This window comes from Gulosibacter sediminis, assembly GCF_014904065.1.
Lineage (GTDB): Bacteria > Actinomycetota > Actinomycetes > Actinomycetales > Microbacteriaceae > Gulosibacter > Gulosibacter sediminis.
Genome location: NZ_JACXJG010000003.1, coordinates 268 through 13,245, shown reverse-complemented (window position 1 = coordinate 13,245; position 12,978 = coordinate 268). Strand labels below are relative to the sequence as shown.

At 64.1% G+C, this 12,978-nt stretch carries 15 protein-coding genes, 1 tRNA gene and 1 pseudogene; 14 read left to right on the top strand and 3 right to left on the bottom strand.

All coding sequences use genetic code 11. From position 1 onward, the window contains the following. The 11 genes from ID132_RS13305 to trxA form a co-directional block, all read left to right on the top strand. Window positions 1–180, top strand: a 180-nt coding sequence (locus ID132_RS13305; protein ID WP_235988195.1) for a metal-sensitive transcriptional regulator, incomplete at its 5' end; no start/stop codon positions are given. Between the two features lie 64 nt (window positions 181–244). After that, window positions 245–922: a hypothetical protein gene (locus tag ID132_RS01220; protein WP_225984161.1), complete on the top strand. Its 678-nt coding sequence runs from the start codon at window positions 245–247 to the stop codon at window positions 920–922. Between the two features lie 41 nt (window positions 923–963). Further along, entirely contained in the window at window positions 964–1,329 is a 366-nt protein-coding gene (locus ID132_RS01215; protein ID WP_061873197.1) for an ArsR/SmtB family transcription factor, read from the top strand. Window positions 1,330–1,342: 13 nt separating this feature from the next. Then, a complete protein-coding gene (locus ID132_RS01210) occupies window positions 1,343–1,861 on the top strand; it encodes a carboxymuconolactone decarboxylase family protein (protein ID WP_040560569.1) in 519 nt (172 codons plus the stop codon). Between the two features lie 15 nt (window positions 1,862–1,876). Continuing rightward, window positions 1,877–1,947 (top strand) — tRNA-OTHER (locus ID132_RS01205). Between the two features lie 44 nt (window positions 1,948–1,991). Further along, window positions 1,992–2,138: a hypothetical protein gene (locus tag ID132_RS01200; protein WP_156491183.1), complete on the top strand. Its 147-nt coding sequence runs from the start codon at window positions 1,992–1,994 to the stop codon at window positions 2,136–2,138. Between the two features lie 322 nt (window positions 2,139–2,460). After that, on the top strand, window positions 2,461–3,051 hold the full coding sequence (locus ID132_RS01195) for a LysR substrate-binding domain-containing protein (RefSeq protein ID WP_197464198.1): 591 nt from the start codon (window positions 2,461–2,463) through the stop codon (window positions 3,049–3,051). A gap of 136 nt (window positions 3,052–3,187) precedes the next feature. Further along, window positions 3,188–3,577 carry an ArsR/SmtB family transcription factor gene (locus ID132_RS01190; RefSeq protein ID WP_040560570.1) on the top strand — a complete coding sequence of 130 codons (390 nt, stop codon included), beginning with the start codon at window positions 3,188–3,190 and terminating at the stop codon, window positions 3,575–3,577. A gap of 2 nt (window positions 3,578–3,579) precedes the next feature. Then, window positions 3,580–4,521 carry a cation diffusion facilitator family transporter gene (locus ID132_RS01185; RefSeq protein ID WP_006214174.1) on the top strand — a complete coding sequence of 314 codons (942 nt, stop codon included), beginning with the start codon at window positions 3,580–3,582 and terminating at the stop codon, window positions 4,519–4,521. 285 nt (window positions 4,522–4,806) lie between these two features. Beyond that, window positions 4,807–5,250 carry a CueP family metal-binding protein gene (locus ID132_RS01180; protein ID WP_192933076.1) on the top strand — a complete coding sequence of 148 codons (444 nt, stop codon included), beginning with the start codon at window positions 4,807–4,809 and terminating at the stop codon, window positions 5,248–5,250. Between the two features lie 94 nt (window positions 5,251–5,344). Further along, window positions 5,345–5,668, top strand: a complete 324-nt coding sequence (trxA, locus tag ID132_RS01175) for a thioredoxin (protein ID WP_006214176.1) — start codon at window positions 5,345–5,347, stop codon at window positions 5,666–5,668. A 256-nt stretch (window positions 5,669–5,924) separates the two neighbouring features. Here the strand turns inward: trxA and ID132_RS13300 are convergent, their stop codons facing one another. Next, window positions 5,925–6,281: a hypothetical protein gene (locus ID132_RS13300; RefSeq protein WP_144589596.1), complete on the bottom strand. Its 357-nt coding sequence runs from the start codon at window positions 6,279–6,281 to the stop codon at window positions 5,925–5,927. 131 nt (window positions 6,282–6,412) lie between these two features. Further along, window positions 6,413–6,748: a DNA cytosine methyltransferase gene (locus tag ID132_RS13295; RefSeq protein WP_225984242.1), complete on the bottom strand. Its 336-nt coding sequence runs from the start codon at window positions 6,746–6,748 to the stop codon at window positions 6,413–6,415. Between the two features lie 553 nt (window positions 6,749–7,301). On the opposite strand from ID132_RS13295, the gene ID132_RS01165 reads away from it, so the two are divergent. The 3 genes and pseudogenes from ID132_RS01165 to mobF all read left to right on the top strand — a co-directional run bounded on the left by ID132_RS01165 (window position 7,302) and on the right by mobF (window position 11,489). Next, window positions 7,302–7,559 (top strand): hypothetical protein, encoded by a 258-nt coding sequence (locus ID132_RS01165; protein WP_006214177.1) that lies wholly within the window; start codon window positions 7,302–7,304, stop codon window positions 7,557–7,559. After that, a complete protein-coding gene (locus tag ID132_RS01160; protein ID WP_124108932.1) occupies window positions 7,556–7,888 on the top strand; it encodes a hypothetical protein in 333 nt (110 codons plus the stop codon). Before ID132_RS01165 ends, ID132_RS01160 begins: the two co-directional genes overlap by 4 nt. A 59-nt stretch (window positions 7,889–7,947) precedes the next feature. Then, window positions 7,948–11,489 (top strand): annotated as a pseudogene (gene mobF / locus ID132_RS01155) (MobF family relaxase). A 109-nt stretch (window positions 11,490–11,598) separates the two neighbouring features. On the opposite strand, the gene ID132_RS01150 reads toward mobF, so the two are convergent. After that, window positions 11,599–12,978: DUF2326 domain-containing protein (locus ID132_RS01150; protein WP_211198191.1), on the bottom strand; the 1,380-nt coding region annotated here is incomplete at its 5' end.

Sequence of the window (12,978 nt, the reverse complement as noted above, 5' to 3'; positions counted from 1 at the left end):
TGCATCGACATCCTCACCCAGGTCTCCGCTCTGACCCGTGCCCTCCAGGGGGTTGCGACTGGTCTGCTCGACGACCATCTCAAGCACTGCGTGCTTGATGCCGCCAAGCTCAGCGACGAGGCGGCCGTCGAGAAGATCCAGGAAGCCACCGACGCCATCAACCGGCTCGTTCGCTCCTGAACCCGGACCCCGATCACCGCGTTCCAGGACACGGCGGGCACAAACCCTCAGGATGCCAGCGCGCTTGATCCTTGCCGACGCGCCGTCCGCCCGCGACGCGCTCACCTTCGCTAAGCGGGCCGCGCAGGCCGGTGCCCATGGCGTGCGCTTGCAGGCCGCGGCCGGGCTGCTGCGCATGAGCGCAGCCGCGCTAACGCCCCGTGGTCCGCTCGACCGCACTCCTACGATCCTCGTCCTTCGCACGCTCCGCTCCGACCCTCAGCTGCAGTGCGACGTCACCGTGGAAACGTTGACCGCGACCGCCGTCCCTCTTACCCTGGCGTTGCCGGAAACCGCGCTGGCACCCGCCTGGACCAGCGTCGAACCCCCGCAACACGGGTGGAGACTTATTGCGGATGTGTCCAGCCTGACGCTGATGCGCAGCGCCCGTGCCGGCATCGAGGCCGTCGCCCAAGCACTTCCCGACAAACCCGGCGACGATGTCGTCCGCAAGATCCGGGGCACGGTTTGGGGCACCCCGGACACGGCACTCGCATCGCTGCCACAAGGCGTTGCGTTCGCCGCCTACGTCTTCGGGTTCCTCAGCCGAGGAAACGGGGCCACGATCTCAACCGCCGGCCGTTGGACGCGGTTGACCCTCCCGACTGGACACGTGCTCCTGCGCGGACCCGTCGCCTCTGGCCTCACCCCGATCCGCCGCACCCGGCCACGCGTTTCCGAGTCCGTCACATCGATTGAATAACCCTTGATACCCTATAGGGGTATGGGGTAGTATTGATGACTATGAAAAAGGTTGAGCACGTGCACGCCACGTATGACACACCGCATCTGAATGCGGCGGTCGGAGTCTTCGCGTTGCTGGCGAATCCGGTGAGTGTGAAGATGATCCTCGCCATTCGCGACATCGAGGTCTCTGCCAATCACCTGGCGGACATCGTCGACCTTCCCGTCGACCAGACCTCCCACGAGCTTCACCGCCTGGAGTCGGCCGGGATCGTGAGTCGGCAGCGACGCGAGTCCGGCGACTTCTACCTATTGAACGGTGTGCATGCCGGGGCGCTGGCTGAGGCTGCGATCTTCCATGCCGAACATCAGCAGCAGGAACGCACTCGTGCGGGTTCTCCCACCTCGAACTCGCGACCGAACTGACAGAGGAGGCATCATGCCCCGTTTTTCCCGATTGACCCCTGAGACCGCAGTGGGGGCCTCACGAGACTTGCTCGGCGATCTCGTCGAGCGGCACGGCCAGGTCGGAGACATGGTCTCGACGATGGCGCACTCCCCGGCGGTGCTCGGCGGCTATCTGCAGCTGAGCAAAGCCATGCGTCGCGCCAAGCTCGACCGTAAGGTCAGCGAGCTCGTTTCGATCGCCGTGCAGTCGAAGCAGGGATGCGGAATGTGCCTGGCCTCGCACATCAGCGCGGCACGATCGCTCGGGGTCAGCGATGACGAGATCGCACTCGCCCAGCAGGGTACGGCGATGACCGGCCCGGTCGCGGCGATGATCGCGCTCGGCCTCCAGGTCTACCGTGAGCCTACGTCGATCACCGACGAGCAGATTGACGAGCTTCGGGGATACGGGTACAGCGACCGTGAGATCTCTGATGTCGTCGGGGTCGTGTCGCTGAACATTCTCACCGGCGCCTTCAACCTGGTTGCTGGCCTCACGCCGGGCGACTGACTTCGCCGGCGACTTGGTGCCTTGGCCGAGAGGATAGGCAGCGGTCTGCAAAANTTACACGGGTTCGAATCCCGTAGGCACCTCCACTTCCCGCTGAGCCCAATAGGACACACGTCGTTGGAGGCGAGTGATGGAGAGCCAGCACATCTTCAACGGTGACATGACACGCGCCGCGCGCATCCTCGTGAAGGTGAGCGCCCAATATATCGCCCGTGAAGCCAACGTGACCAAGGAAGAGTTGCGCGACTTCGAGAAGGGGCGACACGACTTGTCGTAGAAGAAGCAGGAGCGTGTGCGGGCCGCCCTCGAAGAATTGGGGCAGAGTTTCTGCCTGACGGACCCAACGGCGGCTACGGCATCCGTCTGAAGTTCGGCCGTTCCAGGATCTACTCACTTGAACGTTGCGAGGGCGAGGGCGGGCCGCGGCTCACAACAGAGTCTGATCGTCGGACCCAGGCCCATGTGCCCTTCTCGGAACCGGATTCAAACCTACCTTTTCACCTGGAAGATCGCACCACGGCCTCACTGCGCATCCTGGTGCCGTTGCGCCTGGGCCGGCTTTGGCCGTCACACCTTGCCTCTGTTCCAGGAATGGAAGCGTGGGCACGCTGAGCTCATCGAATACAGTCGCCCGACGGACCCGATCTGGGCCCTGCGCGACGGGGGCGATCGATGCCGCACTCATCCGCTCTTCTTCACCCAAACGTGCCATTGGTCCGGGTTTGGAGCGGTTACCGCTGTTCACCGAACGCCTGGTTGCATCGGTGACGAGTACCGACTCGCGTGCCCGGCAGGAGTCGGTGACCCTAGCCGATCTCGCTGACGGGCCGGTGGCGGTCTGCGCGACCGCTCCGACGGCCACCGGGGAGCTGTGGAGTACGACTGCTCGCATGCCGCGCACGATCTCGGTGGCGAACACGGACGAGTGGTTAACCCGCATCGCTGTCGGCGACGCCATCGGCATCACTGCAGAGGCGACAACGCACAATCACCGCGCGCCGGAGGTGGTCTATCTGCCCATCGAGGATGCCCCACGGGTGACCGTGGCGCTGACCTGGCCAGGGCAGAGGAGGAGCCACCCGCAGGTAGGGGTCTTCGCCACCTGCGCACAGGACTACTTCACCCGACTCATCGACATCGGCTCCCCACCCCGCCTGCTCTCCACCGGGGCCGATGGTCAGCTGACGTAGCTCCCCACTGCAGCTATGCGACCGACCATCCCCCAGGTAGCCCATCCTCGGGTGCGACGGGACCCCTGAGTTTCATTCCGTGTCGGAGCAACAGATCACACTCGACAATATCGCTCTAGCGCGATATGATCGCCCTATGACGATGATTCAAGAGGAGGGGGCAACCCTCGACGAAGTGGCGACAGTAGCGTACGCCCACCTGTTCCAGGCATTTGCGGAGCCGACGAGGTTAGCGATCGTGCAGCACCTCGCCTCCGGGGAGCACCGGGTCCGGGACCTGGTCGAGCACATGGGCCTGGCCCAGTCCACGGTGAGCAAGCATGTCGGCTTCCTCGTCGAGTGCGGCCTGGCGACGATGCGCCCGGAAGGGCGCTCCACCTGGTACTCGCTGGCACAGTCCGAGCTCCTGCGTACCCTCATCGCCGCTGCCGAACGCCTCCTCGATGCCACCGGCACGCAGGCCCTGCTCTGCACGCACCTGCGACTCCCACATACCCACCACGCGACAGATACGGACAAGAAGTAGACATGGGCGCAGGACACAATCACGGCCCCGCCGCCAGCGAGACCGGTCACCCCGGAGATTTCCGCAAGAAACTCTGGATCGCATTCTCGATCACCGCGACGATCGTCGTCGCCCAGGCCATCGGCTCGATCATCACCGGCAGCCTCGCACTGCTGACCGACACCGCCCATGCCATTACCGATGCCTCCGGGCTGCTGGTCGCACTGATCGCCGCGACGCTGATGCTCAAGCCCGCCAACTCCAAGCGCACCTGGGGGTTCCGGCGTATCGAAGTGATCGCAGCCCTCGGACAGTCGGCACTGCTGCTGGCGGTGGGCACCTACGCCGCCATCGAAGGCATCCGGCGACTGTTCGAGCCGCCGGAGGTGCCCGCAAGCGAACTGCTGATATTCGGCATCATCGGCCTGGTCGCGAACATCATCGCCATCACCATCCTCGCCTCCAGCCGCGGTTCGAACTTCAACATGCGTGCCGCGTTCCTCGAAGTTCTCAATGATGCCCTCGGGTCGCTCGGAGTGATCATCGCGGCGATCGTCATCGCCACGACCGGGTTCATGCAGGCCGATGCCATCGCCGGACTGCTTATCGCCACATTGATCGTGCCTCGCGCGTTCAAGCTCATGCGCGAGACCACCGGCGTCCTTATGGAGTTCACTCCCAAGGGCCTCGACCTCGACAAGGTGCGTTCGCACATCCTCGAACTTGACCATGTCAAAGATGTCCATGACCTGCACGCCTCCACTGTGGCGACCGGCCTGCCGACCCTGACCGCCCACGTCGTCGTCGACGACGAGTGTTTCACCGACGGTCATGCCGCGCAGACGCTCCACGAGATCAAAGATTGCGTCGCAGGACACTTCGAGGTCTCCATCCATCACTCGACCTTCCAGATCGAGACCGAGCACATTGCCGAACATGAACCGGAAATCAGCAAGCACGACTGAACGCAGTGCCCCCTCCCGGGCTCGTTCCGGGGGCTTCCGCGTCACGCAGGTAGGCACTACCCCTATGGGGTAGTATGGCCAATTGGCACCACGGCAGACACGGCAAGGAATCCCATGAAAAACTTCAGGCCATTCCCGAAGTACGGCGGAACGAAAACCGCTGCAATCACCGTCGTGGTCGGCGCTTTCCTGCTCACCGGATGCACGGCCGCCAACGACTCACCCTCAGCCTCCTCGGCCAGCGGAGCCGAGATCCTTGCCGAGAACGGTCTCGATGGCCTCGACGTGCGTGAGCTGGTCGAAACGCTCGATGCGATCCCGCTGGACGAACGCACGGAGACCTTGACCACGTCGATCACTGCGGAGGCGGTCACGCTCACCGATCAGCACGAACACACGGCAGAGGTGCGGTTGCCAAGTAACGAGATCTACGTATCCGTCGCCCCGTATCGGTCGCAGACCCATGATTGCTACTACCACAGCCCGACCGGATGCCTGGGTGAGCTGCGCAACGCAGACGTGGCCGTCACGGTGACGGATGCGACGACCGGCGAGACGATCGTCGACGAGGAGATGAGAACCCTCGACAACGGCTTCGTCGGGATCTGGCTGCCCCGAGGCATCGAGACGTCGATCTCGATCACCCACGACGGCCAGACCGCCACCTCCAAACTTTCGAGCGTCGACGACGATGCGCAAACCTGCTTGACCACGATGCGACTGGCCTGAAACCAGCACCACGGGAATACCCCCAGGGGGTAGGGTGTTGTGGTGTGCGTGCGGTCTATCGCACGCAACGTGTAACAGGAAGGAAATCAGTCCCATGAGCGAAGTCACCACCGTCGACACCCAGACCTTCGATGAGGTTGTGCTCCAGAGCGACGTTCCCGTTCTCGTGGACTTCTGGGCAGCCTGGTGCGGCCCGTGCCGTGCAATCGCGCCGGTCCTGGACCAGATTGCTGCCGAGCAGGATGGAAAGCTTCTCATCGCCAAGCTCAATGTCGACGAGAACCCCGACATCGCCTCGCGCTACAACATCAGTTCGATCCCTGCGATGAAGGTCTTCGACAAGGGTGAGATCGTGCGCGAGATCATCGGGGCGATGCCGAAGCCGCAGATCGAGCAGCGCCTCGACGGTATTATCTGAGGCTCGGCCGTCGAACTGTTCCCGAACTCCGCCGATCGTTGCGCGGCAGTTGACGATCGCCCAAATCAGCGTGGTTCCATACGTAGTCCAAGACTGCGCAGGGCAAGGAGCGCTTGAAGTGGCAGGACCCCGTTACCCAACGCGGTGTTCTGCTGATTTGCAGTCAGATCACCCATCGGGTCGGTGATCCATCCGACTGGCAGACCTATAAGCCATTCCACGAACTCCGGCGACGAACGTGGCCCTCTGTCCTCGTTCAGAACTGCGGGGGCAGGGGCGCCGCGTCGGGTGATGTGCTCCCATCGTGCGACGGCGTCGGCGTATCGCCCCCAGCGACGAAGATGCTGTCGACTAGCGCGAACAGGGTCTCCGCTGCGTTCGAGTTGATGGTCGAGCCGCCCGGTCCGTTAAGTGCGAGGTCGATTATCTGATGACTCAGTGCGATAGTGCCGCCGCGGGCTCTGACCGTCTCCATCGTCTCTCCGCCCCGAGAGGAGTCCGTTGCTAGCGGCGTCCGGAACAGCGCCCCTGCGGTAGGCGACGATGAAGATACGGAAGCGATGGTGATCAGCGCCGGAAAGTGAAGCCGGTAGGCCGATCCATCGTGCGTCATACCGCAAGTCGGCCAGGTCTCCGAGTACGGCGCCTGCCGTCCGAAGAGGTCGGGCTGATGCGTCCCCCAGACCGCACGGGTCGGATGCCAAGTCGCAAACGGTTGCATGGCCAGCGGCTGTAGGATCACGGTCAACGGGTCCACTTGATACCCCTTCGCGGGTCGGGTAGCGGGGGCCGAGAGCAACCCCTTACGTTCTCGATCACGACGCACGCGGGTTGCAGCTCCTCGATTGCGCGTGCCATGCACGACCAGAGCCCCGAGCGAGTACCTGGCGCGATGCCTGCACCCTTGCCGACGATTGAGACGCCCTGGCAGGGGAAGCCGCTTATCACGATTTCGACCGGCGGTACGGTACTCCAGTCTATGACGGAGATGTCGCCGAGGTTTGGGGCATCCGACCAATTGTGAGAGAAGACTTGCGCGACCGAGGTGTTGATCTCGGAGAACCAGACCGTATCCCCCACCAGTGGCGTGTTCGACGGCAAGGTCGAGCCCTCCGTACCCGCTGAAGGTCGAGCCAATTCGCGGCGAGGAAACGGGGGGAAGTGCGACGTGCAGACACAAGTTGCTCCGGGTGATTGGCTTTCCCGGTGCTGAGCGGTTGCCTGCCCTACCGGTCTGGTTGCTGCCAGGTAAGCGAGTCCGTCTCCGGCGCCGAACTTCTCCAGCGCTTCCCACTCACCTCCCTGTCACCTGCGCGACCCTTACCGGGCTTCCCACGGCATAATTTTTGGCTCGGCGTTCTCTCGTCGCCAGCCTGATCACCTACCGCTCAGAGTTAGTCCACACCTCTTGCAGATCAAGGTGTCAACCCAGGTTGACAAGGCTTCGCGGCGGCGGGATCGCGCGGTCACCTGGAGATCGACAGGCCCCGCGGCGGGCCGAGCGAAGGGACAGGAGACAGGTCATGGTGGAACGGGTGGAGCTCGCGATCACGGAGCTGAGCGAGGCAAGATCGCTGACGATCTACGTCGTTACGGCGCCTACCATGAGCGCACGGGAGTCGATCTCTGGAACGTGTTCACGAAGCAGAAGCCGCACGAGCTGGAGCCTCCGAACCTCACGCAGGAGATCAAGGGCAGGACTGCCTCGCACCACGCGGTTGCTGAGAGCTGCATGGCGATGGCCTCCGTCATCGAGAGCGAGAACCCGTTGCTGCTCACTCCGGAGACGGTCCAGCTCATCCAGGAAGCCTTCGGCGACATCTACGGTGGCGAGTTCCCCCTTGGGCCGCTCGCACGGCAATGTTCTCCCGCATGGCCTCCCGTCGCATGAGTGAGGCCGCCGGGAACGGATCGTTTGCTCTCGCTGAGTTCGTTGTGGTGAACGCGGAGCTGCAACCCTCTGATGCCGAGCGCTACGAGGCCGCGATCATGCACTACCTGACCGAAGCCAACGCGAAGATCAGCGAGCAGCTCGCCGAGTTGCGCACAAGCATGGACGGTCTGAACGAGCAACTCCAGGCGCAACGGCGCGAGATCGACCAGTTGCGCAACCCCAGTGCAACACGCCGACAGCTCCCGAACCCCTTTCGCTCGACCTTCGAGCCCACCGTGCAGGCTCCCCGGCGGCGCGGCCCGTCCGACGACGGGCCGGCCCTGTAGCCAACCTCCGGCATTGAGGCTCACACCGATGCCGTGGTGAGTCTGTCCACCTGGTCTGCATGACGGTCTCGATGCGGGTGATGAGCGCGGGCGACGGGTACAAGTACCTGATGCGCACGATCGCCGCCGCCGACGGCGACCGCTCCCTCTCGACCCCGTTGACCAGGTATTACACGGAAGAGGGAACACCACCGGGCACTTGGATCGGGTCGGCCCTTCGCGGCCTCGGAGACGGGCGGATCGCTCTCGGCGATGAGGTCTCGGAGTCGCAGTTGCAGTTGCTGATCGGGATGGGCCGCGATCCCGTCAGCGGCGACCCGCTCGGGCGGGCCTTCCCACGGTACGTCTCGGTCGCCGACCGGATCGAGAAGCGCGCCGCCGACCTCGACCCCGGCCTGGGGATGGGTGAGCGTGCCGAGCAGATCAGCCAGATCGAGGCCGAGGAGATCGAGCGGGGCAACCGCCGTGCGGTCGCGGGGTTCGACTACACGTTCTCGGTGCCGAAGTCCGTCTCCGTGCTGTGGGGCGTGGCCGACGCCGGCACGCAGGCCCTGATCGCCCAGGCGCATCACGAGGCGATCGCCGAGGTCGTGAACTTCATGGAGCGCGAGGTCGCCGCGACCCGCACCGGCTACACCGCCGCCGACGGCGCGGTCGCCCAGGTCGACGTGACCGGACTGATCGCCACGGCCTTCGATCACTACGACAGCCGCTCCGGGGACCCGCAGCTGCACACTCACGTCGTGATCTCCAACAAGGTCCAGACCGCGTTGGACGGACGATGGCGGTCACTGGATGGCCGCCCGATGCACGCGGCGGTCGTCGCGCTCTCGGAGCATTACAACGCGGTCCTGGCCGACCGCCTCACCGGCGCGCTCGGCGTGGAGTGGGAGGCGCGGGATCGGGGCCGGGACCGTAACCCGGCGTGGGAGATCACCGGGGTCAGCGAGGAGCTGATCGAGGAGTTCTCCTCCCGCGCCCGCGATATCGATGCCGAGACCGACCGGCTCATCGCCGCCTACACCGCCGAGCACGGCCGCCGGCCCTCGGCGCGGACGATCGTGCGCCTGCGCGCCCAGGCCACCCTCGCCACACGCCCCGAGAAACAGGTCCATTCCCTGGCCGACCTGACGAGCGGCTGGCGTGAGCGGGCAGGTCGTCTGCTGGGTGAGGACGCGACCGGCTGGGCCGGCGGCCTTCTCGCCGAGGCGCAGCAGGTGCGGCCNGGCTGATGATGTGCCGTTGGAGGTGATCTCCGAGCTCGGGCAGGCGGTGGTCGAGGTCGTCGGCGAGAAACGCTCGACCTGGCGGCGATGGAACCTGCACTCCGAGGCGAGCCGGCAGTCGATGGCATGGAGGTTCGCGACAGTGAGCGACCGGGAGGCGATCGTGGAGATGATCGCCGATGCCGCCGAGCAGGCCTCGCTGCGGCTGACGCCGCCCGAGCTCGCCACCAGCCCGGCCGCGTTCCGCCGCCCAGACGGCAGCAGCGTGTTCCGGCCCCGCCACTCGACCGTGTTCTCCTCCACGGTGCTGCTGGAGGCCGAAGACCGTCTCCTGGAACGCTCCCGCACCCTGACCGGCCCGGTGGTCGAGGTCGAGACGGTCGAGAAGATCACCGCGAAGCCCGACCGGGAAGGGCGCCTGCTCGGTGACGACCAGGCCGAAGCGCTCACCCAGATCGCGGTCTCCGGGAGGGTTCTCGACGTGCTGGTCGGCCCGGCAGGAGCCGGGAAGACCACCGCCATGTCGGCGTTGCGTCGGGCATGGGAGAAGCAGCACGGGAACGGGTCCGTGGTCGGGCTGGCANGTCGGCGGTGGCGGCGCAGGTCCTCGGCGAGGATCTCGGGATCGCGACCGAGAACACGGCGAAATGGTGGCAGAACCATCTCCTCCACGGGGAGACGTTCCAGGCCGGGCAGCTCGTCATCATCGACGAGGCTTCCCTGGCCGGCACCCTGTCGCTGGATCGCATCACCGGCCTCGCGGCCGAGGCGGGCGCGAAGGTGCTGCTGGTCGGCGACTACGGGCAGCTCCAATCCGTCGATGCGGGTGGGAGCTTCGGGATGCTCGTGGCCGACCGCGACGACGCCCCCGAGCTCGTGGACGTGCACCGCTTCGTCCACGAATGGGAGAAGACCGCCTCCCTCGATCTGCGCCACGGCCGCACCCGCGTGATCGACACGTACCTCGCTCACGACCGCGTCAGCGACGGTGATGCCGAGGGCATGATCGACGCCGCCTACACCGCCTGGCGTGCCGACCGCGACGCCGGACGGGCCTCGGTACTGATCGCCGAGACCCGCGAGGACGTGACCGCACTAAACGCCAGAGCCCGCGCCGATCTCATCCTCACCGGGAAGATCAAGCCCGGCCGCGAAGTCGCGCTAGCCGAGGGCACGTCCGCCGGGGTCNCACCCGCCGCAACGACCGGCGCCTGCGCACCGGCACCGGCCGTGGCTGGGTGCGCAACGGCGAACGGTGGCAGATCACCGACGTGCGCGATGACGGGTCGATCACGATCCGCAAGCCCGGCCACCGTTTCGGGTCGATCGTGCTGCCCTCCGACTACGTGGCAGAGCACGTCGATCTGGGATACGCAGTCACTGCGCACCGGGCCCAGGGCGTCACGGTCGATACCGCGCATGTGCTGGTCGAGCCGTCCTCGACCCGTGAGAACTTCTATGTCGCGATGACTCGCGGTCGGCTGGCGAATCTGGCCTACGTGATCCTGGACCGCCTCGACCCCAACCATCCTGAACCGCATCCGGCGGACAATCCCGATGCGAGCTCGCGCAGCGTGCTCTACGGGGTGGTGCAGCACTCGGGGGCCGAGGTCTCCGCGCACGAGACGATCACCGCCGAGCAGGACCAGTGGGGCTCGATCGCGCAGCTCGCCGCCGAGTACGAGACCATCGCCGCAGCCGCCCAGCACGACCGCTGGGCCGCCCTCCTACACGGCTCGGGCCTGACCGAGGAGCAGGCCGACGCCGCGATCGGGTCGGTCGCGTTCGGAGCGCTAACTGCCGAGCTGCGACGCGCCGAGGCCAACCACCACGACGTTGACGCGCTGTTCCCGCGCCTGGTGGCCGCTCGCGGGTTCGATGACGCCGAGGACCTCGCCAAGGTCATGCACTACCGCCTCGCCCGCGCCACCGCCCAGCCGGCCGGGTCGGGGCGCACGAGGAAGACTCCGCGGCTGATCGCCGGCCTCATCCCACACGTGCAAGGCTCGATCGCCGCAAACATGCGGCAGGCGCTGACCGAGCGACGAGAGCTGATCGAGACCCGCGCCGACGCGATCCTCGACACTGCCCGCCAGACTGGCGAGCCCTGGACCCAGCCGCTCGGCACCCCTCCCGCCGGCAGGCGCGAGCAGGCACGCTGGCGACGCGACGCCCGAACCATCGCCGCCTACCGCGACCGCTACCAGATCAGCGACGACACCCCACTCGGCCCGGCCCCGCAAACCGGCCCGCAGAAGATCGACCACGCCCGAGCCAACGCAGCGCTACGCGTGCTCACGGTGGAAGCGAATCAAACCTTGGCTCAGGAAATGCGTGTAGGGCTCCTGGGCTCCAACATCACCTTTGGACGCTGATCCTCGGCAGAAGACACTACTTCGCGGCCGACATCTGGACGAAGTCAGGATATGAGCAAAGGGGGCGGCCATCGCCTACAAACAGTGATTGATGACAGCGCGATCCAGGCTAGAAAGACTTAGTGCGAAATAGCCTGCCCTCAGCCCCATCGTCATGCAATGTACATACCACTTCGCTCGTCTCAATAGCATCAGGCGACGAGGAAATCGCCTCCGGAAGATCAGAATCAAGAGTTGTGATAACAGGCTGCAATCCTAAGTCCGCATACTGACGCAAGACCGAGATTAGGCGCCTCTTTGCGCGTGGTTCGAGACTCTCGAACACGCCGTCATGGAAGGAAAACCTAGGAAACTGCTGCCCCAGATAAGTGCGCAAAACCGCCAAATCAAACGCGATGCACAACAACTTTTTAAACGTGAATCCTCTACCAGCACTTGTTTCAGAGCCCGTCGAATCTACGATCTCAGCCGAAAACTCAAGACTACCGGTGGATGCCACGGTTACCGAAAGTAGGGCGTGCTCATCGAGAACGTCATGCACGATCTCATCAAAGTACTGTTGGATCTCACGATAGCGATTGCCTGCCGTCTCAGACTGGACTAAGACATCTTGCTCGATAGCAGTTTGAAGGTGATTTCTACGTTCCTGAACCTGTCGCTTTTCCTGCCGCAAGTGCACGATCTGAGACAGTGCCTCACGCTGCCGGTCCAGTGAAGCAATATCTGCCCGAATGCTGATCACCTGGTTCGAGACTTCCTTGTACTTCTCAATAGTGTCTGAACCATCAAGGAACTCAAAGAGTCTTGCACGCTCACGTTGCAAGGACTCAAGTTCAGGCGTCAGAGCCTGCAATCTCTCTTCAGTTTCGGTGCGCTGCTCAAGGAGGTAGTCACGACGCTCCTGGGAGATGGCTCGATTGAACTCAATAAGTTGTTCAAAATCCTTTTTTAGTTGGTCTGGGAAGGCCACGCCGGCTTCAGCAAAGAGCTTCTCGGTCTGGCTCGGGCTAAAAAGGATCGCGTCTTCGTTGAGAGAATCGTTTAGTCTGTTCAGCAGCTGCGAGAGCCTATACGCTTCCTCGTTTCCCGCGGCGATCTTCTCTTCAATGTCTTCAACCAAGTCCTCAGTGGCCTCGGCATCTGCACGCGAGAAGTCGAAAGTGTCCAATGTTGACTGGAATTGGTCAAGTTCGCGGGTTCTTATAGCGATAATTCCGTCGAGCTTCCCGACATCGGCATTATCTGCAGTTCCAGCTTCGCGTTGATGGTGATATATCGCTTGGTCAAGCTTCTCTTCTTCATCGACCTGATCGTAGAGCTCCACGGTCAACTCTGCATTGAATCCGAGCAGGTGCGCGAGAAATGGCTTCCACTCCCTATGCTTACCTCGAAACTTGCGCAGGTGGAAGACGTCGCTATAGTCGTCTTGCTCGCGCAAGACGTACCCCATTATGTCGGCCATTCGCGGTTGAGCGTGGAGGTGTCGTGA

Bases quoted from the DNA above. Each gene is read 5' to 3' on its own strand.
- ID132_RS01215 (WP_061873197.1), top strand. From the start codon at position 964: ATGAAAAAGGTTGAGCACGTGCACGCCACGTATGACACACCGCATCTG.
- ID132_RS01210 (WP_040560569.1), top strand. From the start codon at position 1,343: ATGCCCCGTTTTTCCCGATTGACCCCTGAGACCGCAGTGGGGGCCTCA.
- ID132_RS01200 (WP_156491183.1), top strand. From the start codon at position 1,992: ATGGAGAGCCAGCACATCTTCAACGGTGACATGACACGCGCCGCGCGC.
- ID132_RS01190 (WP_040560570.1), top strand. From the start codon at position 3,188: ATGACGATGATTCAAGAGGAGGGGGCAACCCTCGACGAAGTGGCGACA.
- ID132_RS01185 (WP_006214174.1), top strand. From the start codon at position 3,580: ATGGGCGCAGGACACAATCACGGCCCCGCCGCCAGCGAGACCGGTCAC.
- trxA (WP_006214176.1), top strand. From the start codon at position 5,345: ATGAGCGAAGTCACCACCGTCGACACCCAGACCTTCGATGAGGTTGTG.
- ID132_RS13300 (WP_144589596.1), bottom strand. From the start codon at position 6,281: ATGACGCACGATGGATCGGCCTACCGGCTTCACTTTCCGGCGCTGATC.
- ID132_RS01160 (WP_124108932.1), top strand. From the start codon at position 7,556: ATGAGTGAGGCCGCCGGGAACGGATCGTTTGCTCTCGCTGAGTTCGTT.